Below are 24,459 nucleotides of genomic sequence, written 5' to 3'. Positions count from 1 at the left end.
TCTGGCAACATTAAGCTGCAAATTTTCAAAGGTGGAATATGGTACGAGCAAAACTGAAATTCCGACTGCATCGCGCCGTCATTGTTCTGATCTGTCTCGCGCTTCTCGTCGCGCTGATGCAGGGCGCCTCGTGGTTCAGTCAGAATAGCCAAAAGCAGCGTAATCCGCAGCTGGAAGAGCTGGCGCGGACGCTGGCGCAGCAGGTTACGCTGAACCTGGCGCCGCTGATGCGCAGCGAAACGCCCGACGAAAAGCGCATTACCCGCTTGCTGGAACAGCTGACGGATAAAAGTCGGGTGCTCGATGCCGGGGTATATGATGAACAAGGCGATTTGGTGGCTCGCTCCGGCGAAAGCGTTGATGTGCGCGACCGCCTGGCGCTGGATGGCAAAAAAGCCGGCGGCTACTTTAACCAGCAAATCGTCGAGCCGATCCTCGGCAAAAACGGCCCTGTCGGCTATCTGCGCCTGACGCTGGATACCCACACGTTGGCGACCGAGGCGAAACAGGTGGATAATACCACCAATATCTTACGCCTGATGCTGCTGTTGTCGCTGGCCATCGGCGTGGTGCTGACCCGTACGTTGCTGCAGGGCAAACGTACCCGCTGGCAGCAATCGCCCTTCCTGCTCACCGCCAATAAGCCCGTCCAGGACGAAGATAAAGATTAATCAGACAAGGATATCCTATGCCGACGCTCCGCCTGTTGCTCTCCGATTCCTACGACCCCTGGTTTAACCTCGCGGTCGAGGAGTGTATTTTCCGCCAGATGCCGGCCACCCAACGGGTACTGTTTCTGTGGCGCAACGCCGACACCGTGGTGATTGGCCGCGCGCAGAACCCGTGGAAGGAGTGCAATACCCGGCGCATGGAAGAGGACCACGTCCGGCTGGCCCGGCGCAGCAGCGGCGGCGGCGCGGTATTCCACGACCTCGGCAATACCTGCTTTACCTTTATGGCGGGCAAACCGGAATACGACAAAACCGTTTCTACCGCTATCGTGCTCGCGGCGTTGAATTCGCTTGGCGTGACCGCCGAGGCTTCCGGGCGCAACGATCTGGTCGTGAAAACCGACAATGGCGACCGCAAGGTGTCTGGCTCCGCCTATCGCGAAACGATGGACCGCGGTTTTCATCACGGCACCCTGCTGCTAAACGCCGACTTAAGCCGTCTCGCCAACTATCTTAATCCGGACAAAAAAAAGCTGCAGGCCAAGGGCATTACCTCGGTACGCGGGCGCGTAGCGAACCTGGTTGAACTCCTACCGGGCATTACCCATCAGCAGATTTGCGAAGCCATTCAGGAGGCATTTTTCAGCCATTACGGCGAACGGGTAGAGGCGGAAGTCATTTCGCCGGACAACACGCCGGATCTGCCGAATTTTGCCGAGACCTTCGCCCGCCAGAGCAGCTGGGAGTGGAACTTCGGCCAGGCGCCCGCTTTCTCCCACCTGCTGGATGAGCGCTTTCGCTGGGGCGGCGTCGAGCTGCATTTTGACGTCGAGAAGGGCCATATCACCCGCGCCCAGGCTTTTACCGATAGCCTGAATCCGGCGCCGCTGGAGGCGCTGGCGGCACACTTAGCCGGCTGTCAGTATCGGGCGGAGGTCCTGCAGCAGCAGTGTGAGGCGTTGATTAGAGATTACCCTGAGCAGGAAGCGGAACTGAAAGAACTGTCGGCGTGGATGGCTGGCGCGGTGCGCTAATAAAAAAGCCCGCTGCGCTTAGCGGGCCTGGGAAACCGTAGGCCGGGTCAGGCGAAGCCGCCACCCGGCACAACAGGTCTTACTCTTTATCGCCCAGCAGTACGGATTCCAGCGCGATTTTGATCATATCGTTGAAGGTCGTCTGACGCTCAGCGGCAGTGGTCTGCTCGTGGGTACGAATATGATCGGAAACGGTGCAGATAGTCAGCGCTTTCGCGCCGAACTCCGCCGCGACGCCATAGATGCCGGCCGCTTCCATTTCCACGCCCAGAATGCCGTATTTTTCCATCACGTCGAACATAGACGGGTCCGGCGTATAGAACAGGTCAGCAGAGAAGATGTTGCCGACGCGCGCGTCAACGCCCAGCGCTTTCGCCGCGTCTACCGCGTTACGCACCATGCCGAAATCAGCAATCGCCGCGAAATCATGGTCTTTGAAGCGCAGACGGTTAACTTTAGAGTCGGTGCACGCGCCCATGCCGATAACCACATCACGCAGTTTGACATCTTCACGTACCGCGCCGCAGGATCCAACGCGGATGATTTTTTTCACGCCGAAATCGGTGATCAGCTCTTTGGTGTAGATAGAGCAGGATGGGATACCCATACCGTGGCCCATCACGGAGATTTTGCGGCCTTTGTAGGTACCGGTGAAGCCCAACATGCCGCGCACGTTGTTTACTTCACGCACGTCTTCAAGGAAAGTTTCGGCAATGTGCTTCGCGCGCAGCGGGTCGCCCGGCATCAAAACTACGTCAGCGAAATCGCCCATTTCTGCGTTAATGTGTGGGGTAGCCATCGTTTTATCCTTATATAAATTGTTCGTGCCTGATGGCGGCTACGCCTTATCAGGCCTACAAAACGTATTCAAATACCCTAAGGATTTCGCGTTGTAGGAAGGCGACGAATTCGTGAATCTCCGGGAGCATAGATTAACTATGTGACCGGGGTGAGCGAATGAAGTCAACGCATCTACAGCGCGAAAGACAACGGGTATCACAGCATGTTTTTACCGTATTCCATTGGCGACGTACCAAAGTATGTCGCCAGCGTCTGGCCGATATCGGCGAAAGTTTCGCGGTGGCCTAACGAACCCGGCTTCACTTTCGGGCCGTACACCAGCACCGGAATGTGTTCGCGGGTGTGGTCGGTACCGGTCCAGGTCGGGTCGCAGCCGTGGTCGGCAGTGAGGATGAGAATGTCGTCTTCCCCAACCAGCTCCATCAGCTCCGGCAGACGACGGTCGAACAGCTCCAGACCCGCCGCGTAGCCAGCGACGTCGCGACGGTGGCCCCAGGAGGAGTCAAAATCGACGAAGTTAGTGAAGACGATAGTCTCGTCGCCCGCTTCCTTCATCTCTTTGATGGTCGCGTCGAACAACGCGTCCAGCCCGGTGGCTTTCACTTTCTTAGTGATGCCGCAGTTGGCGTAGATGTCGGCGATTTTACCCACGGAAACCACGTGGCCGTTTTTCTCGTCGACCAGCTTCTGCAGCACGGTCGGCGCCGGCGGCTCGACCGCCAGATCGTGACGGTTACCGGTACGCTGGAAGTTACCGGCTTTGTCGCCAACAAACGGACGAGCAATCACGCGGCCAATGTTATAGCCGCCTTCGGTCAGCTCTTCACGGGCGATTTCGCACAGCTCATACAGCTTGTCGAGGCCGAAAGTCTCTTCGTGACAGGCGATCTGGAACACCGAGTCAGCAGAGGTATAGAAAATCGGTTTCCCGGTTTTCATATGCTCTTCACCCAGCTGGTCCAGAATCACGGTACCGGAAGAGTGGCAATTGCCGAGGTAGCCCGGCAGGTTCGCGCGCTTAACCAGTTTATCCAGCAGTTCCTGCGGGAAGCTGTTCTCGTGGTCGCTGAAGTAGCCCCAGTCAAACAACACCGGCACGCCGGCGATTTCCCAGTGGCCAGACGGCGTATCTTTACCGGAAGAGAGTTCATGCGCCCAGGCGTAAGCGCCAACGACTTCAGCATTACCGTCCATACCGGCGGCAATTTTACCGGTAGAACCTTCATGCGCTTTCACCAGGCCCAGGCGGGTCAGGTTAGGTAAATTCAACGGGCCTTTACGACCATTGTCAGCTTCACCTTTGGCGCAGGCTTCCGCAATGTGGCCCATGGTATCGGCGCCCACATCGCCAAAGCGGTCAGCGTCTTCCGTTGCGCCAATCCCAAAGGAGTCCAGCACCATAATAAATGCACGTTTCATCTTGTTCTCCATACATCATGCGCTGCAAAAAAGCGATCAGATCAGTATATCGCTACTTGGTGATTCGGCGATAGACCGTCGGTGTAATTTCTGGGGCTTGAGCGTCCAGTTTAATTGCCGCTTTCACGGCTTTGGCCGCCTCCTGCCAGCTGGATTCATCTTTCGCATGAATCACCGCCAGCGGACGTTCGCCATCGACTTTATCGCCAAGGCGCGCCATATCAGTAAAACCAACGCTGTAGTCAATGGTATCGGATGCCTGACGACGACCGCCGCCCATCGACACCACCGCCATCCCCAGCGCGCGGGTATCCATATCAGAGACAAATCCGGCGCCTTCAGCATAGACCGCTTTGCTCAGCATTGCCGTCGGCAGGTATTTCGCATAGTTTTCGACAAAGTCGTTCGGCCCTTTCTGCGCCGCCACCATGCGGCCAAAGACTTCCGCCGCTTTACCGTTATCCAGCACCGCCTGCAATTTCGCGCGCGCCTCGGCGTCATCCGCCGCCAGCTTGCCGGAAATCAACATTTCCACGCACAGCGCCATGGTGACGTCGTACAGACGCGGGTTACGGTATTCCCCGGTCAGGAACTGTACCGCTTCGCGAACTTCAACGGCGTTACCTGCGCTGGAGGCCAGCACCTGGTTCATATCGGTTAACAGTGCGGTCGTGCGCACGCCGGCGCCGTTGGAGACGCCAACGATCGCTTCGGCAAGCGCTTCTGAAAGCTCATAAGTCGGCATAAAGGCGCCGCTGCCGACTTTAACGTCCATCACCAGCGCATCCAGACCTTCCGCCAGTTTCTTGGCCAGGATCGATGCGGTAATCAGCGGGATGGAATCCACCGTCGCGGTAATATCGCGGGTGGCATAGAAACGTTTGTCAGCCGGCGCGAGCGAGCTGGTCTGCCCGATGATCGCCACGCCGACATCTTTAATAATTTCGCGGAATCGCGCGTCGTCCGGGAAGATATCGAAGCCCGGGATCGCTTCCAGTTTATCAAGCGTACCGCCGGTATGGCCGAGGCCGCGCCCGGAGATCATCGGTACGTAACCGCCGCAGGCGGCAACCATTGGCCCCAGCATCAGCGAGGTAACGTCACCCACGCCGCCGGTCGAGTGTTTATCAACGATCGGGCCGTTGAGGTTAAGGCTTTTCCAGTCGAGAACGGTCCCTGAATCCCGCATCGCCATGGTCAGCGAGACACGTTCCGGCATAGACATATCATGGAAGAAGATGGTCATCGCCAGCGCGGCGATCTGTCCTTCAGAGATAGTATTATCGCGGATGCCGTTGATGAAAAAGCGAATTTCTTCATCGCTTAATGCATGACCATCACGTTTTTTACGAATAATTTCTTGTGCGAGAAACACGGTAACCTCCCAACGGGTATAAATTGCCGGATAGCGGCGCGAGCGCCTTATCCGGCCTACAGGCATCAATTCGTAGGCCGGATAAGCGCATAACCATCCGGCATATCAAGGGATTAGTAGCTGCTGGCGCTCTTACCGTCGCCGTGACCCAGGGCTTTCAGCAGGCTAGCCAACAGGCTTGATGCGCCAAAACGGTAGTGACGGGAATCAGCCCAGTCGGCGCCGAACAGTTCATCGGCAATCGCCAGGAACTGCTGCGCGTCTTCCGCGCTGCGCACGCCGCCGGCAGGTTTGAAGCCAACGGTTTTCTCAACGCCCATATCGCGGATGACTTCCATCATGATGCGCGCGCTTTCCGGCGTCGCATTCACCGGCACTTTACCGGTAGAAGTTTTGATGAAATCCGCGCCCGCTTTAATAGAAATTTCAGATGCCTTACGAATCAGCGCTTCTTCTTTCAGCTCGCCGGTTTCGATGATCACTTTCAGCAGCACATTCGCCGCCGCACAGGCGTCTTTACAGGCTTTCACCAGATCAAAACCTACCTGCTCGTTACCAGCAATCAGCGCGCGGTACGGGAAAACCACATCCACTTCATCCGCGCCATAGGCGATTGCCGCGCGGGTTTCCGCCAGCGCGATATCGATATCGTCGTTACCATGCGGGAAGTTGGTCACCGTCGCGATACGGATGTCCGGTGTTCCTTGCTCATTCAGCGTCTTACGGGCAATCGGGATAAAACGCGGGTAAATGCAGACTGCAGCGGTATTGCCCACCGGGGTTTTTGCCTGATGGCACAGCGCGATCACCTTCTCATTGGTGTCGTCATCATTCAGGGTGGTCAGATCCATCAGTTTCAACGCGCGCAGGCTGCTTGCTTTTAAATCAGTCATTTCATACTCCGACGGCGTGTTGCCGGTTCAATAGTTTGTTCACCATGCGAGCCTGTTACTATTGTAACATCCGCTCGCCATTACACTTCGACATTCATCACAGTTAATGAAAACTAGTTACTAATTTGCATTACTGTAACGTGATTCAAATCACAATTACCTACCATTTACTTCGATCCTCATCGTGAGGTCCTGTTTAAGCATAATTGGCAAATCGAAGCTCATGATGATGTTATTATTCTAACATAACGAAACGTATTATCTCGACGTCGTGGCGCACAAATTGTGCAATACCGGGACATAAAAACACTTTCGCATTGAAATTTAATAGATTTTATATTTACCAAAAATGATGGGATTGTCACAATCCGTCAAAACCGGGACGATTTTGTCCAGAATGTGGGGGCGTTAGAGGGTTAGCGCGGTAAAGAGGCTTTTGGTATTCGCCAGTAGCGCCGCTTCAATTTCCTGCGCCGGTTCCGCGCGCAGTTCACATAGCGCGTCAAAGACGCGGGCCGCCTGTTCCGGGCGGTTCGGCTGCCCCTGAAAACCATTGAGCGGCATATCCGGAGCATCGGTTTCCAGCAACAGCGAAGAAAGCGGCAGACGCGCCATAACATCACGAGTTTTGCTGGCGCGGGGATAGGTAATGGTGCCGCCGACGCCAATCTTATAGCCCAGCTGTACAAAACGTTCCGCCTGCTGCAGGCTGCCGGCAAAACCATGCACCACCCCAGCGCGCGGCAGGTTATGTTTTTTTAGCAACATCGCCAGCTTATCGTGGGTGCGCCGCGAATGCAGGATCACCGGCAAATCGTAACGCTTCGCCAGCCGCAGCTGCGCTTCCAGCAGCGCCTGCTGGCGATCGAATTGCGGATCGTCGCGGTAAAGATCGAGGCCAATCTCTCCGAGGGCCACGAGTTTCGGATGACGCTGTGCAAGATAGCTTTCCAGTTGCGCTAATCCGCGGTCATCATGCTGTTCGATAACAATAGGATGCATCCCTAGCGCGGCATACAGCGGCTCGTGTTGCTCCGCCAGCGCCAGCACGCGAGCAAAGCGCGCGGCGGATATCGACGGCACGATAATACGCCCAACGCCGGCCTGCGCCGCCCTCGCGATACTTGCGGGTTCATCCTCTGTAAACGGGGGAAAATCGAAGTGACAGTGGGTATCAATAAAGCGTAACGTCACGCCAGATCCTCGTTATTAAAGCTGGGGTCATTAGCCTGCGGCGCGGTGATAATCGCCTGTTGCGGCGTTTCGTTAGCCACCGGCAGCGGCGGCACCACCACCGGCGTCGGCCTTGCCACACGCGGCGCATGGCGTAACAGAGGCGGTTGCTCGGTCAGCAGTTTCCCTACCGTGGCGAGGAAGTAGCGGCCGCACTGGCGCCCGGTTTTATAATCTTCCAGCAGCGCCGGCAGACGGCTGCCAAGCGCCATACTGCGCAGCGGCCGCTGCGGATAAATTTCGAATATCCGCAGTTTACCCGGCGGTTTTTCAATAAACTGCTGCGTCGCGCGATAGGTGGTTTCATGGTGCTGTACCAGGTTCACAAAAGGCTGCAGGCTGCTTTCTCCCAGCCAGCGTTCCATTCGTTTAAACCACTGCGGGGTGTAGAACATCTGCGAAGGGACGGTACGGATCACCACGATAGTCTGCGCGCCGCGGCGTGCCGCCTCCTGCACAGGGATCGCATCGCTGACGCCACCATCGAGGTAGCTCACGCCATCCAGCAGGACGCCGCTACGATAGAAGCCGGGAATGGCGCTGGAGGCGCGGATCAGGTCGAGCCAGGTCTGGCGGGTGGGGGAAAAATAGTTTGCCGTGTAGTCGTCACCGCGGCAGGCGCACATCCACAGCTCTTTACCCAGCGCAAACTGCTCCTCGGCATAGTTCATCGCCAGCGGCATTTGTTGCGAAGTGGAATCGACCAGCCAATCGAGATCGATAAGATTGCCGCCGCGAACAAAGCGCATCGGGTCGAAAAACTGCCTTGAGGTGGTATAACGCGTAATGACTTTGCGGGCGTAGCCCTGCTGATTACAGATATAAGCGGAGATGTTTTGCGCGCCAGCGGAAGTGCCAAGCATCAGGTCGAAAGGGTTAAATCCGGCGCGCATGAATTCGTCCAGAACCCCGGCTGTGAAAATACCTCGCTGACCACCGCCTTCGCACACCAGAGCAAGTTTGCCTGGACGGAAGGGTTTTACCGCTAACGGGGCAATATTGCCCAACGTCACGGGAATGCGCTGCCCCACCCTGCTTTCCTGTTTGTTTATTTTCTGTCATTAAAGTAACGCAAATTGTCGTCCCCTGAAACCGCAAAAGCCAGTCACATTGACTGGCTTTATGTAAGACGTTATGTCATCACTGCGCGGTTATTGATTCACGCCTTTCGGCACATCGCCTCTAGGGTCGTTTTCGACCGGTAAACAGGCTGACCAGGAAAATGATAATACCGACAACAAAGACGATTTTAGCCGCCCACGCCGCGGTACCCGCCAGACCACCAAAGCCCAATGCGGCGGCAATCAACGCGATGATCAGAAAAATAATGCCCCATCTAAACATACTGTTCTCCTTACCATATGATTAACGGTCGCTTTTCTGCGCGCTCAGGCCGCGCATACATCAACCCTGCGTACAACTCGCTCAGCGGTCTCGCCGCTGGCGAATATCTTTTAATGAATACCCTTACTGCACTTTAAGATCGTTCTTCACGCCCTTAACACCGGTTACCGCTTTGGCAATGTCTGCCGCGCGATCGACCTGCTTGCTGGATTCCAGCGTCCCGGAGAGATGAACTACCCCGTTGCTGTTCTCCACCGTAACCTTACGCGACGGAACGATATCGTCCGCCAGCAGTTTGGCTTTGACTTCGCTGGTGATTGCGGTGTCGCCAGCATAGCCCTTCAGGCTGGCTGATTTTTCCCCCGCCACGGTCAGCTTATCGCTTACCGAACTCACTCCTTCGACGCCTTTCGCCGCGCTGACGGCCTGTGATTTTTGCTCAGCGCTCTCCACGGTCCCGCTTAAGGTCACGACTTTGTTTTCCGTTTTCACCGAGATATCGGTGCTACGGATACTTTTGTCATCAATCAGCGCCGCTTTAACACGGGCAGTGATCGTGCTGTCATCCATAAAATCGCCAACCTTGTTGATCGACTTATCGACGCTTTCTCCGGCGCTGGTCGCGGCAGCCTTCGCGCTATCGGTTGCGGTGGTTTCCGCATAGGTCGAGGCGCTTATCAACGCTGAGCCTAAGAAGAGAGGCAGCAATAGCCTGGCGCTCTTTAGTCTGGTCATTGGTATGCCCTCACGATGTCTGCTTTGGTAAAACAAATGGCTATTTATTCAGCCAGGTTTCTGAAAAGTGCTTAATAAATATAGTAGATGAGCGGAGATGCGGCGGAGGGTTTGAATAAAAAAGCTACGATTTGCGCAGATTTAAGAACTTTCTATGGTAAGGATGAAGGCGGACAAAACGGGCTGGAGCGCAGCATCGCCGCGCTCCAGAGAGACATTAGTGCTCGCGCGTTTTGCGGAACACCACATCAGGATAACGCTCTTGCGTCAGGTTCAGGTTAACCATCGTCGGGGCGATATAGGTCAGATTATCGCCGCCATCCAGCGCCAGCTGAACTTCGTTCTTACGCTTGAACTCTTCGAATTTTTTCACGTCAGTTGATTCAACCCAGCGCGCGGTGGCCACGTTGACGGATTCGTAAATCGCTTCAACGTTATATTCGCTTTTCAGACGCGCAACTACCACATCGAACTGCAGCACGCCGACGGCGCCGACGATCAGATCGTTATTAGCAATAGGACGGAAGACCTGTACCGCGCCCTCTTCAGAGAGCTGAACCAGCCCTTTCAGCAGCTGTTTCTGCTTCAGCGGATCTTTCAGGCGAATACGACGGAACAGTTCCGGCGCGAAGTTCGGAATACCGGTGAACTTCATCATTTCGCCCTGGGTAAAGGTGTCGCCAATCTGAATGGTGCCGTGGTTATGCAGGCCGATAATATCGCCCGGGTAGGCTTCTTCAACGTGCGAACGGTCGCCCGCCATAAAGGTCAGCGCGTCGGAAATCACCACGTCTTTGCCGATACGCACCTGACGCAGCTTCATGCCTTTCTCGTATTTGCCGGAAACCACGCGCATAAAGGCCACGCGATCGCGGTGTTTCGGGTCCATGTTGGCCTGAATCTTAAACACGAAGCCGGTGAATTTCTCTTCTGCGGCCGTCACTTCACGGGTATCAGTATTACGCGGCATCGGCGCCGGCGCCCACTCCACCAGGCCATCAAGCATATGATCCACGCCGAAGTTGCCTAATGCGGTCCCGAAGAACACTGGAGTAATTTCGCCCGCCAGGAACAGATCCTTATCGAACTCGTTCGATGCGCCCTGTACCAGTTCCAGTTCATCGCGCAGCTGCTGCGCCAGATCGTCGCCCACCGCGGCATCGAGTTCAGGGTTATTCAGCCCCTTAACCACGCGCACTTCCTGAATGGTGTGCCCTTTACCGGTCTGATAGAGGTAAGTTTCATCTTTATAAAGATGATAAACCCCTTTAAACAGCTTGCCGCAGCCGATAGGCCAGGTAATCGGCGCGCAGCCGATTTTCAGCTCATTTTCGACTTCATCCAGCAATTCCATCGGATCGCGGATATCACGGTCGAGTTTGTTCATAAAGGTGAGGATCGGCGTATCGCGCAGACGGGTAACTTCCATCAGCTTGCGGGTACGATCTTCGACGCCTTTCGCCGCATCGATAACCATCAGACAGCAGTCAACCGCCGTCAGGGTACGGTAGGTATCCTCGGAGAAGTCTTCGTGCCCCGGGGTATCCAGCAGGTTAACCAGGCAGTCATGATACGGGAACTGCATCACCGAGGTGGTAATCGAGATCCCACGCTGCTTTTCCATTTCCATCCAGTCGGATTTTGCATGCTGGCTGGAACCACGGCCCTTCACGGTACCGGCGGTCTGAATCGCCTGTCCGAACAGCAGCACTTTTTCAGTGATGGTGGTCTTACCGGCATCCGGGTGAGAAATAATGGCAAAAGTGCGGCGTTTGGCCACCTCTTGCAGATAAGGAGACAACGTCATAATTCAATCTTCTAAGTAAACGCGGCAATGGGCCGCGCATGTGGAATACGAAAAATTGCGGCTATTTTACCCATCAATGGGGGGGAGGCAATTAGTGTTTACACAGGAGTTGCTCCAGTTCGCTTAAAGAGGTCACCGTCCAGTCGGGCTGCAGGTCTGCCGGCAGCGTTTGCTGGTGCGCATTCAGCCAACAGGTAGCAAGCCCGGCATTGACGCCGCCGCGGATATCCGACTCGGCGGTATCGCCGACCATCAATACCCTGTCGCGCGACGGATTACCCGCCTGCGCCAGCGCATAATCGAAGATACGCGCATCCGGCTTCGCGACGCCGACTTCCTCAGAAATAATCAGCAAATCAAAGTGATCGCGCAGGCCGGTACGCTCCAGACGAGTCTGCTGCAACGAGGTAAAACCGTTGGTGATGATGCCCATTTTTACCTTGCCCTGCAGCGCATCCAGCAGCGATACGGCGCCCGGCAGCGGCGCGCAGATTTCGGCCATCGCATTCATGAAAGCGTCGTTCAGTTCTCCCGGGGGGACGTTCAAACGTTCCGCCCAGCTATCAAAACGCTGATGCTGTAATTGTAGCGAGGTGATGGCGCCGTTTTGATAATCCACCCACAGCGGCTTATTAACGGCCTGATAGTCCTGAAAATCTTCGGCGGTAAATGTCACGCTATAGTCGAGAAACATCCGCTGTAAGCCGCTGAAAGAGTCAAACGTAAACAACGTTTCATCGGCATCAAAGAAAATCCAGTCCCATTTCATCGTTTCACCTTGTCTTACATACTGATTGGCAGAGCCATGATAATTGCGTCCTCACGCCCATCGGCCGTAGGGTAGTAATTGCGGCGGATAGTCGCCTCGTTAAAGCCTAAGCTTTCGTAGAGCGCGATGGCGGCGACATTCGATGCCCGCACCTCCAGCCACAGCGTAACGACGCCGAGTTTTTCAACTTCATCAATAACATGTTCCAGCAGTTCCCGTCCCAGGCCGCGGCGCTGGTATGCGGGGTCGACGGCGATGTTAAAAAGCGTCGCTTCATCAAGGACAATTTGGGTGATGGCAAAGGCCGCCATTTCCCCATCAACTGCTAGTTGGTAATTCAGATAACGTTCACCCTGATTGCTGGCAAAGGTTTGTTCGCTCCACGGAAAAGCGTGGGCGCGTTTTTCGATTTGCCAGGCTTTGGATAAATCAGCCGTGCTGAGGGTAGAAATCGTGTTCATGTGCGCAGATTTGTTGCCAGAGCGCGATGCGAGCCGGCACGCTGCTCTGAAGTTCATCAAAAACGGGCGTCGAGACCTGGGCGCCCGCCAGCGACAGCGGCGTCTCGCAGCCCAGTCGCCAGCTGTTGCAGCGGCTATTTTGCGGCAGCATGGCTACCCGGTCCGGCGTAAGTTGCAGCACCTGATCGGCATTAATCGAGAGCGCGCGCAGAATATCGCTAATTAGCGGTTCAGTCAGCGACGGCGGGGTTTCCGCCACCATCACCAGACGAATATGTTCAGGAAGCGAGATAGCGATTTCGCCCTGCAACGCCCCTGGGCGACGCAGCGACCACTGGGTAATCCCCAGTTGCTGTAATTGCCAGTCTCGTCGGGAAGTCATAGCGAAACACTCCTGTTAAACAAGCGCGCAATATAGCAAATCCGTCGTATCTGCGCCAACAAACTACTATAATCGGCGCCAGTCTTATTGAAGGAGTGTTTCATGTCAGCTTTTACCCCGGCAAGTGAAGTCTTGCTGCGCCACAGTGATGATTTCGAGTCCGCCCGCGTTCTGTTTGCCGGTGACCTGCAGGATGACCTGCCTGCACGTCTGGATACCGCGGCCAGCCGCGCTCATACCCAACAATTCCACCACTGGCAGGTCCTGAATCGCCAGATGGGCGATAACGTTCGTTTTAGCTTAGTAGCCGAGGCCGCCGACGTCGCCGATTGCGACACCCTGATCTACTACTGGCCGAAGAACAAGCCGGAAGCGCAGTTCCAGCTGATGAACCTGCTCTCTCTGCTGCCGGTGGGGATCGATATTTTCGTGATCGGCGAAAACCGCAGCGGCGTGCGTAGCGCCGAGCAAATGCTCGCCGAATACGCGCCGCTGAATAAAGTGGATAGCGCCCGCCGCTGCGGTCTCTACCACGGCCGTCTGGAAAAACAGCCCTCCTTCAACGCCGAACAGTACTGGAACGAGTACGCGCTCGATAACCTGACCATTAAAACGCTGCCGGGCGTGTTCAGCCGTGACGGCCTTGATGTTGGCAGCCAACTGCTGCTGTCGACTCTACAACCGCATACCAAAGGCAAAGTGCTCGATGTCGGCTGCGGCGCTGGGGTGCTGGCCGCGGTACTGGCCAGCCATTCGCCGAAGGTACGCCTGACGCTATGCGACGTCAGCGCTCCGGCGGTCGAAGCCAGCCGCGCGACGCTTGCCGCGAATGGTTTTGAAGGCGAGGTTTTTGCCAGCAACGTCTTCTCTGAGGTCAACGGCCGTTTTGACATGATCATCTCAAATCCGCCATTCCACGACGGCCTGCAAACCAGCCTTGAAGCGGCGCAGGCGCTGATCCGCGGCGCGGTCCGCCATCTGAACAGCGGCGGCGAACTGCGTATCGTGGCCAACGCCTTCCTGCCCTATCCGCAGGTGCTGGATGAGACGTTTGGTTTTCATGAAGTGATCGCCCAAACCGGCCGTTTCAAAGTTTACCGCACGGTGATGACTCGCCAGGCGAAGAAATAATCTTCGTTTCTCATCGGCGGCATGCTCGACGTGCCGCCGGTACTTCCCTACGCTCTGAATAGCCCATTTTTGCAGCAATCGAGAAAACCTGCATAATTAACTATTGACGTGTCGCCGAAAACCACTAGAATGCGCCTCCGTGGTAACGATACTTTTATAGTGTCGATGGTATGCGAAGGTGGCGGAATTGGTAGACGCGCTAGCTTCAGGTGTTAGTGTCCTTACGGACGTGGGGGTTCAAGTCCCCCCCCTCGCACCATAATCCACGTTGATATCGCTCGCACTGTGCGAAGGTGGCGGAATTGGTAGACGCGCTAGCTTCAGGTGTTAGTGTTCTTACGGACGTGGGGGTTCAAGTCCCCCCCCTCGCACCAACGAGGCGATATCAGATTAAGAATACTGTGCGAAGGTGGCGGAATTGGTAGACGCGCTAGCTTCAGGTGTTAGTGTCCTTACGGACGTGGGGGTTCAAGTCCCCCCCCTCGCACCAATATTCTTACCCTTCTCTGTTTTATCCCATCAGCTTCAAATTCAACATTATCAGCATCATTCCACCGATCAGCGCTACGCTTGACGGCAACAGTACGAAATGACGCAACTGACGGTGCCAGATCATTGCCGCCGATAGTAGTAATCCCAGAGCAATCATCACGCGCCAGGCTTCTACCGGCAGGCCAATTATGCCTAACGCCATCACCAGTACGCCCGGCAGCAGAATTCCCCAACCACTCCCTAAAGCTCGCTGCAACATGGTTTCGCCTCTCACAACGATAATGATAACCAATATCATATGATAATTTTTATCATTTGTCATGCCGAGCCGTTTAACTTTTATTACTCTTGCACTCAGGAGTAATGACATACATTCATTGGGATGATAAATTAAGCAAATTAAATCTATATATTAAATTGTCTGATCATTTGCGCAGATAGCCTTATATTACGTGTTGTTTTATATTTTTCCCCTTTGGCAGCCATCATCTTGAAACTTAACTACTAATAATGATAGTACCAATATGACTGCACAAACCTGGCGGGCTCATTACGAGCAAAAATATCAGTATTCCTTACGACTTTTTTTATTACTTAATTGTGTTTCTGCCGCTCTGTCGCTGCTCAGCCCGCTGTTTACCATTGTCACCGTCACGCTACCGTGTGCGCTGATATGCGCGGCCAGCCTGGGCCTCTTGTTATGGAATTGGAAATTCCCACAACAGAAAATAAATATTCCTGTTATTTCTCTGTTATTTGGCATGCTATGGGCCTGGCACATCGTAATAAAAGCCTCATTGTTACCGCCACCGCATTTTAACTTCCTGGTTATCGCCTTATTAAGCATTCTGTTTATTGGAACTATCGCTTTTTCTAACAATATCATTGCCTTTACTCTACATTCCCTACCCACTTTTATTGTGTGTCTGGCGCTGGCTGGCGGAGAACAATGGATGCGGATGTTTTACTGCTTTGTCCTGCCGGTTGCCGGAATTACGTTGCAGAACATTATGCAAAAGCGCAGCGATAATTTTACCCAAGGGCTAATGGATAAACTGCTGCAAGAGCGTAACACCCTGAACGATCTCAGTATGCTTGATCCATTGACCGGCCTGTATAACCGTCGTGGCCTGCAAAACCGGCTGGATAACATCCTGACAGTGGATTCGCGCGAACATTTCATCCTGCTGTTGGATATTGATCACTTCAAAGCCTACAACGATAACTATGGCCATATGATGGGCGACCAGGCGCTAATTCAGGTATCGGCGGCGATTCGTAATTCCGTGCGCTCGCGCGATATCGTCGCTCGCTTTGGCGGTGAAGAGTTTATGGTGGTACTGACCAGTAGCACGGCGGAAACCGCATTCCAGACAGCAGAGCGTATTCGCCAGCGGGTTTACGATTTAAAAATCGCACACCGTTTTAATGAAAGCGTCGCCACCAATGTCACCATCAGTATCGGTATGACCCCGTTGGTGAATGGCGATATCGACAGTGCGATAAAACGCGCCGATAGCGCGCTATATGAAGCCAAAAACCAGGGGCGTAATATCATTCTCGTCAACTAACCCCTCCAGCCCGCCGCGAGGGATATGCGGCGCTGACAAATCGCTTGCGCTCCCTGCAACGAACAACTAGTATCAGCAATCATTATCATTTAGATTTGTATCTGGAAATCTGATGGCTTACCGTACCTTCTCCTTCAGCGATGAAATCATCTGGCGTGCGCCGCTTGCGCCCGTCGAGCATGCATTGGCGAATGCGGTACGGGAAAAGATCGTGGCGGTACGCCCGCATCTGCTGGATTTCCTGCGTCTGGATGAAGAAGCGCCGCCGCGTGCCCTAACCCTCGCGCAATGGTCGCAACCTACTACCCTTACTTCGCTGCTGGCCACCTATTCCGACCATATTTACCGTCACCAACCCAGCCAGCCGCGCGAACAAAAACCCCTGCTTTCACTGTGGGCGCAGTGGTATATCGGCCTGCTGGTGCCGCCGCTGATGCTGGCGTTACTCACTGAAGAACAGGCTATTAGCCTTGAACCGGAGCATTTCCGCGTTGAATTCCATGAAAGCGGGCGCGCGGCCTGCTTCTGGATTGACGTGCATGCCAACCATGATGCGTTGACGCTTTCCGCACAAGCGCGTATGGATATGTTGGTCAATAAAGCGCTGAAACCGGTGGTGGAAGCGCTGGAAGCGACCGGCGACATTAACGGTAAGCTTATCTGGAGCAATACCGGCTATCTGATTAACTGGTATCTCGGTGAAATGAAAAAACTGCTTGGCGACGAGCGGGTGAACGCGTTACGTCAACACTGTTTTTTTGCAAAGCAGCAGACCAGTGGCGAGGATAACCCGCTGTGGCGAACGGTGGTCTTGCGTGAAGGTCTACTGGTACGCCGAACTTGCTGTCAGCGTTATCGCCTGCCGGACGCTCAGCAATGCGGCGACTGCACGTTAAAGTAATCATCTGACGGGCGGCAATATGCCGCCCGTTGTTATTTTACGCGGTCTGCTCGTTCTCCTGCGCCGCGAGCTGCGCCTCTTCAGCTTCCTGCGCCAGCAGCTGCTTTTCGTACACCTTAAAAAACGGGAAGTAGATGATAGCCGACACGCAAGCGAGAATAACGACCAGGATCGCCGCACGGAAATCCCATCCCAAAGCCCATGCGCCGCCAATCGGCGCCGGCGCCGTCCACGGCACAACGGAGATAACACGGCCGATCAGATCTAACTTCATGGCCGCCCAGGCAATGACTGCGTTAACCATCGGCGCCAACAGGAACGGAATAAAGAATACCGGGTTCATGACGATGGGCGTGCCGAAGATAACCGGTTCGTTAATGTTAAACAGGCTTGGCACCACGCTTAAACGACCTATCGAGCGCAAATGCGCAGAACGACTGCGCAAATAACAGAACACCAGCCCCATCGTGGCGCCGGAACCGCCAACGACAATAAAGAACGTCCAGAACGCTTCCATAAAAATATGCGGCAGCGGTGCGCCCTGCGCCAGTGCTTGCTGGTTCATCCCCAGATTAGTGAGCCAGAACATCTGCAGCATACCGGAGACTATCGCCGCCCCGTGAATCCCGGCAAACCATAGCAGGTGGCCAATCAAAACCGCCAGTAAAATAGCCGGTAATGAATCTGCGGCAGAGACCAATGGCTTAAAGATAGCCATGATTGCCTGCGGGATCAGCATGTCGAAATGATGTTGGATAAACAAGCTCAGCGGATAAAGCGTCAGTACCACCACCAGAACTGGGATCAACAGATCAAATGAGTTTTTGATCATCGGCGGCACCTGATCCGGCAGACGGATCCCGATGTTGTGCGCCTTTAAGAAACGCATCATCTCTACACAGTAAATCGCCACCAGGATCGCGGTAAAGATCCCGGTGCCTCCCAAACTATCAACCGGCAGATTACCATTGGTTTTTGGCGCAGCGATCAGCAGGAACGCCATGATCGACAGCATGGCGCACATGAAAGGATCGAGCTGGTGCGCCTTTTCATAATGTTTGCCCAGGTTGTAGGAAATTGCCGCGCAGATATAAATGGACATGATGCCCATGGTCATATCAAAAGGCGTCAGAATGCGTCCTTCGAACTCTTTGGCTAAATCCAACCAGGCACGGGCGAAGCCCCAGGTGGTGTCCGGTGAAAAAGGCGGATAAGCGAAGACTAAGAGAAAGGAACCTACGATCATAAACGGCATGGCCGAGATAAATCCGTCACGAATAGCCATGACGTGGCGCTGCGAAGAAATGCGCCCGGCAACGGGACTTATATAGTTCTCTACAAAGCGAAATATCAGATTAAACGCAGCATGGTTTGCAGACATAGCAGCCCTCCTGACAGGCTATCGAAACAGGCCCAACAACGGTAATCTTGCCGCTATGCTGAAATTAACTGCCTACGGATTGTGGCTGACCGGGATGTCAGGTCGCCATATTGTCAGCAGGAACATCTCATGCGCGGCTGTTAGTTATCTTTGGAACAGGGAGTTACCCTGTCAGTATTCATCGACGAGCGCGATCCTGCAACCGGTTACAGTAACCGGTTGCGGCGATTGTGAAGAAGATCCAGAAATCGGAATAATTCCTGATTATCCATCGACAATATTTACAGATTTCCGGCCTTGTGACAGATTTAAGCGGATAACTACCAGGAGAACCCCATGAGTCTGCAGTCCGTGAGGCAGTTTTTTGCTGAACATGCCCCCGATATTGAAATCATCGAGTTGAATCAAAGTACGGCGACCGTTGCGCTTGCCGCCGCCGCGCATCGTGTCGAGCCGGGGCAAATCGCTAAGACTTTATCTTTAAAGGTAAAAGATCGGGTTATATTGATCGTCGCTAAAGGCGATGCTCGCCTTGATAACAAGAAGCTGAAAGACGCCTTCGGCGCAAAAGCGCGGATGCTCAGCAGTGATGAAGTTGTTACGCTAACCGGCCACCCCGTCGGCGGCGTCTGTCCGTTTGGCCTGGAAAACCCTCTGCCGGTCTATTGTGATGTTTCACTCAAGCAGTATGCCGAGGTTCTACCGGCAGCAGGTGCCATTCATAGCGCGGTACGAATTTCGCCTGAGCGCATGGCACAACTGACAGAAGCCGACTGGGTTGACGTCTGTCTGTAAATTGCCAGTTATTGCGCCAGGCACATTCCCTGCCCATCGTCGTTATTCGCCGGCAGACACAGCAGAATGTCCGCCGCGCTGAGCAGGCCAATATCAGAGTTAACGCCCAGTTTGGTCATCGCGTTAAATTTATGCGCGCGAATAGTTTTGATATTTCTATCAAGCTGGGTAGCGATTTCGGGCAACGAATAACCATAGGTCATATAACGAAGTATCGTATGCTCCGTCGGGCTAAGAATTTGCCCGCAGGAGCTATTGCTACGCTCCAGAATGCTTTCTTTATCCAGCGGCGCCTGCTCGATCAGCTGCAGTAAACGCTCCTGCAAACGAGTAAGACAAGATGATTTATTCAAAATAGTTTGCGGGCTTGAAGGTGTCAGATGACTGATCAGACGCATTTCCGCAGTATTATCCGCCAGTACAATTCGCTGTATTTCGGGGCGTGTTTGCGCTATTTCATGTAAAAAAAGCAGGCTTTCCAGACGAATACGTCGACTACCGGAAAGGGAAAAGATAACGGCGATAAAGTTTTTGGAAGCGAATTCACGCTTTAAGGCCTGAGTATTTTTATAAAAATGAATGCTATATTTTTTACCTGCTTCGTTATCTAAAATATAACGAAGCGCCATTTCAGTCATTGCGCATTTTTCTACGATAGCGACACATCGTGTTGTGAGATTTTTTTCCATTCCGTGTTATCTCCATAGGCTGAATACAGATTCAGTTCCTTCATTCCTTGAGCGCTATTGATCCAGGCATACATTTCTGCATTACTGCGTAACGACAGTCGGCGCATGGCGCTATTTTTCTGCGCGCTTATCGTTTTATTGCTTTTTTTCAGCAAGGCAGCAATTTGGTTAATTCCCCACCCTTTTGCCAGTAGCCGCAAAACTTTACGCTCTGAAAAGGTTAAGATGACCGTATCACTAGCATCATCACCTAAGTTGTCCATCTCGGGTGAAAAAAGTGTCTGACTAATTCTTTCGGCAGAAGCTTTACCAGCACGGATGACCTCGATGAAACGTTTAACCGGCTCGCTATCAGAAATCAGAGAGCTTTCCGGCCGCATCAAAAACTCAACTGCCAGTGGAAAGCAGGAGTGACCAACCATAAAGATCCAGTGAATGTCCCGGTATTGATTCATTAATGAATAATAATGCTCACAAATATCTCGCGGGTGTTCAATGTGACCGGAGAGGTCGACGAGGACCAGCACGGCGCGCCGAAGCTGAAGTAGCGTGAGTTCATCCTGTGAAGCACAGAAACTCAAATCGTAATCAGGGAGATGCTCCCTTAAAATAGCGTTCAAACCCGATTGCATAACCGGTATTCTACTAATGATGACGCCAAACTTACCTTGTCCTGGCAACATAAAACCTCCACCTCCTGTCAAAGATTCAAACCCAAATAAGTAATGGATGAATGGCTACAATAATATTATTTTGCCAATTGAATCTTTATCGTCCCTGGCGGGCATGACGTATGCCCTGAACTTCATTCCATAACCATGAGAGATATATTAGCATTACTCTCACCAGCGATTTACCCTAACACAAAATGATGTCATCAATAAATTAGAAAAAATTAAAACCCTCATTAGTAAAATTACCTTAAAAATTAAATAAATAACTTATTTAATTTCTTTCCTAAATGCTTTCGGTGAGATCCCGCTATAGCGCCTAAAGAATCTCGAAAAATAAGCAGCATCAGTAAATCCTAAATAATCAGAAAGTTGGGTGATAGTCATGCTGGTATATTGTAGGTTACGCCGTGCTTCTAACATTAAACGTTGATGTAATACGCCTAATGCGCTGCAGCCATGAAATTCACGACACAAATAATTTAAATGCGTTGTGGAGAGCCCCACTAGCCTTGCATATTCAGCCAGCGGCAGATGTTCCCGATAGTGGCTTTCAATCAGACGTGAAAAATGCCGCATGACGCTGCGCTTACGCTCTGCTTTGTCCTCTGTCATTGGTGTCGGCTGGCACTGGCGATTTAACCATACCAATAGTGCTCCCAGCAGCGAATGCAGCATCATTTCGCGCGCATCATGCTCCTCGCAATACTCTTCACGCAAGGCGGTAAACAGTGAACGAATATGGCCGCGGGAGCGTTTCACCGCAACGCATTGCGGCTGCGATAGCACATCAAGCGTACGCCCAAACTGGTTTTCAAAGCGGCTCAGCAACGGCTGCGACAGCGACAGGACAAACCCTTGGGTACCGGGCGAGAAACGAAAGCCGTGGATGCATAATGCCGGCACGACCTGAATACAGGCTTCGGTCATCACCCTGGTGACGCCTTCAATTTCAATTTCAGCACGCCCCTTATGCAGATATAACAGCTGTACCATTTCGGCATGTTGATGTACGCGGATATGCCACTCATAAAGGCTGCTGCGCTGCAAAATGGATTCGCAATGCAGCAGATCCGGCGTCGGCCAACCGCGCTCTTCGCCATACAAGGTAAAAACGGGAATCGTGTTCGCGGTTAACATGGTCTCTCCAGTTTTCGTTTGTCGTTACGTGACGCGCTCCATCGGCAACCCCACATAGTTTTCGGCAATGGTCGTTAGCCCAGCGCGAGAACCCAGATAGTAGCGGCGGTCGGCGGCCTGCATTTTTTTATCGAATTCATTCTGTTCAGGAAAGTCGTGCAACAGGCGAGTCATAAACCAGCTGAATCTTTCTCCTTTCCACACGCGGTCGAGAGCAAAGCGTGAATAGCTGGCGATCAGGTCCTCGCGGCCATGGTGATAATATCCGCGCAGGATCCGCCATAAATAATTGACATCCGACGCCGCCAGATTCAGCCCCTTTGCGCCGGTTGGCGGCACGATATGCGCGGCATCGCCGACCAGAAACAGTCTGCCGTACTGCATCGGCTCAACGACGTAACTGCGCAGCGGCGCAATACTTTTCTCAAGTGAGTGACCAGTTACTAACTTATTTGCCAGATCCTCCGGCAAACGGCGTTTTAGCTCATCCCAGAAGCGTTCATCAGACCACGCCGAGACACTATCGCTTAGCGGCACCTGCAGGTAATAGCGGCTACGGGTGAGTGAGCGCTGACTACACAATACAAACCCGCGTTCATGATGGGCGTAAATCAGTTCCGGATTCACCGGCGGCGTATCCGCCAGCAAACCTAACCAACCAAACGGCCACACGCTTTCATACTCTTTGAGAATGTCACGTGGAATGGTTTGCCGCGAAACGCCGTGGAAGCCATCGCAACCTGCAATAAAATCGCACTCCAGGCGACATTTTTCGCCGCCGCTTACGTATGAGACTACCGGCCGATCGCTTTTAACATCTTCGAGTGCAACCTCGCTAACGCCATAAATAATCGGCGCGCCGCTGTCGCGTCTTGCCGCCATCAGGTCACGGGTGACTTCGGTCTGACCATAGACCATCACGCTTTTACCGCCGGTCAACTCGCTGAGCGGTACCGGCACTCGTTGGCCTTCAAATAAAAACTCTACGCCATGATGAACCAGCCCTTCCGCGTCCATTCGCTTTGCCACCCCTGCTTCGCGCAGTAGCTCGACGGTACCATTTTCCAGTATCCCGGCGCGGATGCGCCCCAGCACATATTCCGCACTCTGACGCTCAAGGATAACGGTATGAATACCAGCGTTATTCAGCAGTTGGCCCAACAGCAGCCCCGACGGGCCCGCGCCAATAATGGCAACCTGTGTTCTCATAGGGTACTCGCTCTCGAAAGTTAATTATTTGTTTGTTTTTTGTTTATTAAAAGTTCACAGATGCATTTTTGATAACTCAAACGGGAAAAAGAAGGGATGAATGGCGGTAAAAATTGCACTTTCCAACGAAGTGACGAAAGTGTGGCGCGGTTCAAATTTCAGCCAACACCATTGATGGAGCAATTTTTGCACATTGTTTGATCCCGCACGCCGCACAACGGGATGGAGTTCAGGTAAAAGTATCAATAGAGACGCGGACAGCAGGTACTTATGCAGGTAGATAAATCAGAACAGCGCGCCATCACCCGGCTGTGTATTCAGTGTGCCCTTTATTTACTCCAGCACGGTGCGGAAAGCGCGCTGGTGGAAGAGCTTTCTACCCGCCTTGGGCGGGCATTAGGCATGGATAGCGTTGAGAGCGCCATCTCTTCTAACGCGATTGTGCTAACGACGATTAAAGATGGTGAATGCCTGACGTCCACGCGCAAAAACAGCGATCGCGGAATTAACATGCACGTGGTGACGGAGGTACAGCATATCGTGATCATGGCCGAACATAAGCTGCTGGATTATAAAGACGTCGAGAAGCGCTTCGCGCAAATTAAACCCCTACGCTACCCGCGTTGGCTGCTGGTGTTGATGGTTGGCCTTTCCTGCGCCTGCTTTTGTAAATTGAACAACGGTGGTTGGGATGGCGCGGTGGTCACCTTCTTTGCCAGCACCGTCGCCATGTATATTCGCCAGTTGCTGACCCATCGCTCCATGCATCCGCAGATTAATTTCTGCATTACCGCCTTCGTCGCCACCACGATTTCCGGGCTGATGCTGCGCCTGCCGGCATTTAGCGACACGCCGACTATCGCCATGGCCGCCAGCGTGCTGTTGCTGGTTCCCGGCTTTCCGTTAATTAACGCCGTCGCCGATATGTTCAAGGGCCATATCAATACCGGGCTGGCCCGCTGGGCGATCGCCAGCCTGCTGACGCTGGCGACCTGTATCGGGGTGGTGATGGCAATGACCGTGTGGGGGCTACGCGGATGGGCATAATCTCTTTTCTTTTCGACCTGGCGCAGGATATGGCGCTGGCAGCCATCCCTGCTGTCGGTTTCGCGATGGTGTTCAACGTCCCACAGCGCGCGCTGCGCTGGTGCGCATTACTGGGCGCTATCGGCCACGGCTCGCGGATGGTAATGATGAGCGCAGGCTTCAACATTGAATGGGCCACCTTTCTCGCCGCGTTACTGGTCGGCAGTATCGGCATTCAGTGGTCGCGCTGGTATCTGGCGCACCCGAAGATTTTTACCGTCGCCGCGGTGATCCCGATGTTCCCCGGGATTTCGGCCTATACGGCGATGATCTCGGCCGTCAAAATTAGCCATTTTGGTTATTCCGAGGAGATGATGATTATGCTGCTGAGCAATTTTTTAAAAGCCTCCTCCATCGTCGGGGCGCTCTCTATCGGGCTTTCTATCCCTGGGCTGTGGCTGTACCGCAAACGCCCGCGCGTGTAACCGGCAGCGCTGCTTCCTGGCCTCGCACTATGCTACTATGTCAG

26 protein-coding genes and 3 tRNA genes are annotated in these 24,459 nt (G+C 53.6%); 11 read left to right on the top strand and 18 right to left on the bottom strand.

Going from position 1 to position 24,459, the window contains the following annotated elements; translation table 11 throughout:
* Nucleotides 1–38 precede the first annotated feature (38 nt).
* A complete protein-coding gene (locus tag AC22LX_RS21685; protein ID WP_015368377.1) occupies nt 39–671 on the top strand; it encodes a YtjB family periplasmic protein in 633 nt (210 codons plus the stop codon).
* Nucleotides 672–688: 17 nt separating this feature from the next.
* Nucleotides 689–1,705, top strand: coding sequence for a lipoate--protein ligase (lplA, locus tag AC22LX_RS21680; RefSeq protein ID WP_063447350.1), 1,017 nt, complete (start codon nt 689–691; stop codon nt 1,703–1,705).
* A gap of 79 nt (nt 1,706–1,784) precedes the next feature.
* Here the strand turns inward: lplA and deoD are convergent, their stop codons facing one another.
* From deoD to AC22LX_RS21620, 12 genes are all read right to left on the bottom strand, one after another.
* Entirely contained in the window at nt 1,785–2,504 is a 720-nt protein-coding gene (gene deoD / locus AC22LX_RS21675; RefSeq protein ID WP_002887789.1) for a purine-nucleoside phosphorylase, read from the bottom strand.
* 197 nt (nt 2,505–2,701) lie between these two features.
* The gene (gene deoB, locus AC22LX_RS21670) at nt 2,702–3,925 is read right to left on the bottom strand and encodes a phosphopentomutase (protein WP_213292783.1); all 1,224 of its coding nucleotides are present in this window, start codon (nt 3,923–3,925) and stop codon (nt 2,702–2,704) included.
* Between the two features lie 52 nt (nt 3,926–3,977).
* A complete protein-coding gene (gene deoA, locus AC22LX_RS21665; protein ID WP_045395933.1) occupies nt 3,978–5,300 on the bottom strand; it encodes a thymidine phosphorylase in 1,323 nt (440 codons plus the stop codon).
* A gap of 113 nt (nt 5,301–5,413) precedes the next feature.
* Nucleotides 5,414–6,193, bottom strand: a complete 780-nt coding sequence (gene deoC / locus AC22LX_RS21660) for a deoxyribose-phosphate aldolase (protein WP_045395915.1) — start codon at nt 6,191–6,193, stop codon at nt 5,414–5,416.
* Nucleotides 6,194–6,601: 408 nt separating this feature from the next.
* A complete protein-coding gene (locus tag AC22LX_RS21655) occupies nt 6,602–7,387 on the bottom strand; it encodes a metal-dependent hydrolase (RefSeq protein ID WP_045395917.1) in 786 nt (261 codons plus the stop codon).
* Nucleotides 7,384–8,457, bottom strand: a complete 1,074-nt coding sequence (locus AC22LX_RS21650; protein WP_045395919.1) for a patatin-like phospholipase family protein — start codon at nt 8,455–8,457, stop codon at nt 7,384–7,386. The genes AC22LX_RS21655 and AC22LX_RS21650 overlap by 4 nt, the downstream gene beginning before the upstream one ends.
* 151 nt (nt 8,458–8,608) lie before the next feature.
* Nucleotides 8,609–8,770 (bottom strand): DUF1328 domain-containing protein, encoded by a 162-nt coding sequence (locus tag AC22LX_RS21645; RefSeq protein ID WP_015368384.1) that lies wholly within the window; start codon nt 8,768–8,770, stop codon nt 8,609–8,611.
* A gap of 123 nt (nt 8,771–8,893) precedes the next feature.
* A complete protein-coding gene (gene osmY / locus AC22LX_RS21640) occupies nt 8,894–9,505 on the bottom strand; it encodes a molecular chaperone OsmY (protein WP_487334213.1) in 612 nt (203 codons plus the stop codon).
* 217 nt (nt 9,506–9,722) lie between these two features.
* The gene (gene prfC, locus AC22LX_RS21635; RefSeq protein WP_045395922.1) at nt 9,723–11,312 is read right to left on the bottom strand and encodes a peptide chain release factor 3; all 1,590 of its coding nucleotides are present in this window, start codon (nt 11,310–11,312) and stop codon (nt 9,723–9,725) included.
* A 91-nt stretch (nt 11,313–11,403) separates the two neighbouring features.
* Nucleotides 11,404–12,081 carry a pyrimidine 5'-nucleotidase gene (gene yjjG / locus AC22LX_RS21630; RefSeq protein WP_045395924.1) on the bottom strand — a complete coding sequence of 226 codons (678 nt, stop codon included), beginning with the start codon at nt 12,079–12,081 and terminating at the stop codon, nt 11,404–11,406.
* Nucleotides 12,082–12,095: 14 nt separating this feature from the next.
* Complete coding sequence (gene rimI, locus AC22LX_RS21625; RefSeq protein ID WP_015368389.1) at nt 12,096–12,542, bottom strand: ribosomal protein S18-alanine N-acetyltransferase; 447 nt, start codon at nt 12,540–12,542, stop codon at nt 12,096–12,098.
* On the bottom strand, nt 12,511–12,924 hold the full coding sequence (locus AC22LX_RS21620; protein ID WP_045395927.1) for a DNA polymerase III subunit psi: 414 nt from the start codon (nt 12,922–12,924) through the stop codon (nt 12,511–12,513). Before AC22LX_RS21620 ends, rimI begins: the two co-directional genes overlap by 32 nt.
* Nucleotides 12,925–13,026: 102 nt before the next feature.
* Between AC22LX_RS21620 and rsmC the strand changes: the two genes are divergently transcribed.
* The 4 genes from rsmC to AC22LX_RS21600 all read left to right on the top strand — a co-directional run bounded on the left by rsmC (nt 13,027) and on the right by AC22LX_RS21600 (nt 14,545).
* Nucleotides 13,027–14,055 (top strand): 16S rRNA (guanine(1207)-N(2))-methyltransferase RsmC, encoded by a 1,029-nt coding sequence (gene rsmC / locus AC22LX_RS21615; protein ID WP_045395931.1) that lies wholly within the window; start codon nt 13,027–13,029, stop codon nt 14,053–14,055.
* Between the two features lie 172 nt (nt 14,056–14,227).
* A tRNA-Leu gene (locus tag AC22LX_RS21610) sits at nt 14,228–14,314 on the top strand.
* A gap of 28 nt (nt 14,315–14,342) precedes the next feature.
* A tRNA-Leu gene (locus AC22LX_RS21605) sits at nt 14,343–14,429 on the top strand.
* A gap of 29 nt (nt 14,430–14,458) precedes the next feature.
* Nucleotides 14,459–14,545: transfer RNA gene (locus tag AC22LX_RS21600), tRNA-Leu, on the top strand.
* A 21-nt stretch (nt 14,546–14,566) separates the two neighbouring features.
* On the opposite strand, the gene AC22LX_RS21595 is transcribed toward AC22LX_RS21600, so the two are convergent.
* Nucleotides 14,567–14,806, bottom strand: a complete 240-nt coding sequence (locus AC22LX_RS21595; RefSeq protein WP_045395533.1) for a DUF1435 domain-containing protein — start codon at nt 14,804–14,806, stop codon at nt 14,567–14,569.
* Nucleotides 14,807–15,071: 265 nt separating this feature from the next.
* On the opposite strand from AC22LX_RS21595, the gene AC22LX_RS21590 reads away from it, so the two are divergent.
* Nucleotides 15,072–16,118, top strand: a complete 1,047-nt coding sequence (locus AC22LX_RS21590) for a GGDEF domain-containing protein (RefSeq protein ID WP_045395530.1) — start codon at nt 15,072–15,074, stop codon at nt 16,116–16,118.
* 112 nt (nt 16,119–16,230) lie between these two features.
* Nucleotides 16,231–17,019, top strand: coding sequence for a siderophore-iron reductase FhuF (gene fhuF, locus AC22LX_RS21585; protein WP_487334212.1), 789 nt, complete (start codon nt 16,231–16,233; stop codon nt 17,017–17,019).
* A 37-nt stretch (nt 17,020–17,056) separates the two neighbouring features.
* On the opposite strand, the gene AC22LX_RS21580 is transcribed toward fhuF, so the two are convergent.
* On the bottom strand, nt 17,057–18,400 hold the full coding sequence (locus tag AC22LX_RS21580; protein ID WP_487334211.1) for a PTS sugar transporter subunit IIC: 1,344 nt from the start codon (nt 18,398–18,400) through the stop codon (nt 17,057–17,059).
* A 336-nt stretch (nt 18,401–18,736) separates the two neighbouring features.
* On the opposite strand from AC22LX_RS21580, the gene AC22LX_RS21575 reads away from it, so the two are divergent.
* A complete protein-coding gene (locus AC22LX_RS21575; RefSeq protein WP_045395524.1) occupies nt 18,737–19,195 on the top strand; it encodes a YbaK/EbsC family protein in 459 nt (152 codons plus the stop codon).
* Between the two features lie 8 nt (nt 19,196–19,203).
* On the opposite strand, the gene bglJ is transcribed toward AC22LX_RS21575, so the two are convergent.
* The 4 genes from bglJ to pobA form a co-directional block, all read right to left on the bottom strand.
* Nucleotides 19,204–19,884 carry a DNA-binding transcriptional activator BglJ gene (gene bglJ, locus AC22LX_RS21570; protein ID WP_045395522.1) on the bottom strand — a complete coding sequence of 227 codons (681 nt, stop codon included), beginning with the start codon at nt 19,882–19,884 and terminating at the stop codon, nt 19,204–19,206.
* On the bottom strand, nt 19,845–20,567 hold the full coding sequence (locus AC22LX_RS21565) for a helix-turn-helix domain-containing protein (RefSeq protein WP_047043894.1): 723 nt from the start codon (nt 20,565–20,567) through the stop codon (nt 19,845–19,847). The genes bglJ and AC22LX_RS21565 overlap by 40 nt, the downstream gene beginning before the upstream one ends.
* 258 nt (nt 20,568–20,825) lie before the next feature.
* Nucleotides 20,826–21,695 carry a helix-turn-helix domain-containing protein gene (locus tag AC22LX_RS21560; RefSeq protein WP_045395518.1) on the bottom strand — a complete coding sequence of 290 codons (870 nt, stop codon included), beginning with the start codon at nt 21,693–21,695 and terminating at the stop codon, nt 20,826–20,828.
* 24 nt (nt 21,696–21,719) lie between these two features.
* Entirely contained in the window at nt 21,720–22,904 is a 1,185-nt protein-coding gene (gene pobA, locus AC22LX_RS21555; RefSeq protein ID WP_487334210.1) for a 4-hydroxybenzoate 3-monooxygenase, read from the bottom strand.
* Nucleotides 22,905–23,174: 270 nt separating this feature from the next.
* Between pobA and AC22LX_RS21550 the strand changes: the two genes are divergently transcribed.
* Nucleotides 23,175–23,951, top strand: coding sequence for a threonine/serine exporter family protein (locus tag AC22LX_RS21550; protein WP_047043890.1), 777 nt, complete (start codon nt 23,175–23,177; stop codon nt 23,949–23,951).
* Nucleotides 23,942–24,415 carry a threonine/serine exporter gene (locus AC22LX_RS21545; protein ID WP_045395512.1) on the top strand — a complete coding sequence of 158 codons (474 nt, stop codon included), beginning with the start codon at nt 23,942–23,944 and terminating at the stop codon, nt 24,413–24,415. The genes AC22LX_RS21550 and AC22LX_RS21545 overlap by 10 nt, the downstream gene beginning before the upstream one ends.
* Nucleotides 24,416–24,459: the final 44 nt, after the last annotated feature.

Source organism: Klebsiella sp. PK01 (genome assembly GCF_057624675.1).
Note: the sequence above shows the minus strand (reverse complement) of the source record. Positions and strands in the feature narration are given on the sequence as shown.

Bases quoted from the DNA above. Each gene is read 5' to 3' on its own strand.
- AC22LX_RS21685 (WP_015368377.1), top strand. From the start codon at position 39: ATGGTACGAGCAAAACTGAAATTCCGACTGCATCGCGCCGTCATTGTT.
- lplA (WP_063447350.1), top strand. From the start codon at position 689: ATGCCGACGCTCCGCCTGTTGCTCTCCGATTCCTACGACCCCTGGTTT.
- deoD (WP_002887789.1), bottom strand. From the start codon at position 2,504: ATGGCTACCCCACACATTAACGCAGAAATGGGCGATTTCGCTGACGTA.
- deoB (WP_213292783.1), bottom strand. From the start codon at position 3,925: ATGAAACGTGCATTTATTATGGTGCTGGACTCCTTTGGGATTGGCGCA.
- deoC (WP_045395915.1), bottom strand. From the start codon at position 6,193: ATGACTGATTTAAAAGCAAGCAGCCTGCGCGCGTTGAAACTGATGGAT.
- AC22LX_RS21645 (WP_015368384.1), bottom strand. From the start codon at position 8,770: ATGTTTAGATGGGGCATTATTTTTCTGATCATCGCGTTGATTGCCGCC.
- osmY (WP_487334213.1), bottom strand. From the start codon at position 9,505: ATGACCAGACTAAAGAGCGCCAGGCTATTGCTGCCTCTCTTCTTAGGC.
- prfC (WP_045395922.1), bottom strand. From the start codon at position 11,312: ATGACGTTGTCTCCTTATCTGCAAGAGGTGGCCAAACGCCGCACTTTT.
- yjjG (WP_045395924.1), bottom strand. From the start codon at position 12,081: ATGAAATGGGACTGGATTTTCTTTGATGCCGATGAAACGTTGTTTACG.
- rimI (WP_015368389.1), bottom strand. From the start codon at position 12,542: ATGAACACGATTTCTACCCTCAGCACGGCTGATTTATCCAAAGCCTGG.
- AC22LX_RS21620 (WP_045395927.1), bottom strand. From the start codon at position 12,924: ATGACTTCCCGACGAGACTGGCAATTACAGCAACTGGGGATTACCCAG.
- rsmC (WP_045395931.1), top strand. From the start codon at position 13,027: ATGTCAGCTTTTACCCCGGCAAGTGAAGTCTTGCTGCGCCACAGTGAT.
- AC22LX_RS21595 (WP_045395533.1), bottom strand. From the start codon at position 14,806: ATGTTGCAGCGAGCTTTAGGGAGTGGTTGGGGAATTCTGCTGCCGGGC.
- AC22LX_RS21590 (WP_045395530.1), top strand. From the start codon at position 15,072: ATGACTGCACAAACCTGGCGGGCTCATTACGAGCAAAAATATCAGTAT.
- fhuF (WP_487334212.1), top strand. From the start codon at position 16,231: ATGGCTTACCGTACCTTCTCCTTCAGCGATGAAATCATCTGGCGTGCG.
- AC22LX_RS21580 (WP_487334211.1), bottom strand. From the start codon at position 18,400: ATGTCTGCAAACCATGCTGCGTTTAATCTGATATTTCGCTTTGTAGAG.
- AC22LX_RS21575 (WP_045395524.1), top strand. From the start codon at position 18,737: ATGAGTCTGCAGTCCGTGAGGCAGTTTTTTGCTGAACATGCCCCCGAT.
- bglJ (WP_045395522.1), bottom strand. From the start codon at position 19,884: ATGGAAAAAAATCTCACAACACGATGTGTCGCTATCGTAGAAAAATGC.
- AC22LX_RS21565 (WP_047043894.1), bottom strand. From the start codon at position 20,567: ATGTTGCCAGGACAAGGTAAGTTTGGCGTCATCATTAGTAGAATACCG.
- AC22LX_RS21560 (WP_045395518.1), bottom strand. From the start codon at position 21,695: ATGTTAACCGCGAACACGATTCCCGTTTTTACCTTGTATGGCGAAGAG.
- pobA (WP_487334210.1), bottom strand. From the start codon at position 22,904: ATGAGAACACAGGTTGCCATTATTGGCGCGGGCCCGTCGGGGCTGCTG.
- AC22LX_RS21550 (WP_047043890.1), top strand. From the start codon at position 23,175: ATGCAGGTAGATAAATCAGAACAGCGCGCCATCACCCGGCTGTGTATT.
- AC22LX_RS21545 (WP_045395512.1), top strand. From the start codon at position 23,942: ATGGGCATAATCTCTTTTCTTTTCGACCTGGCGCAGGATATGGCGCTG.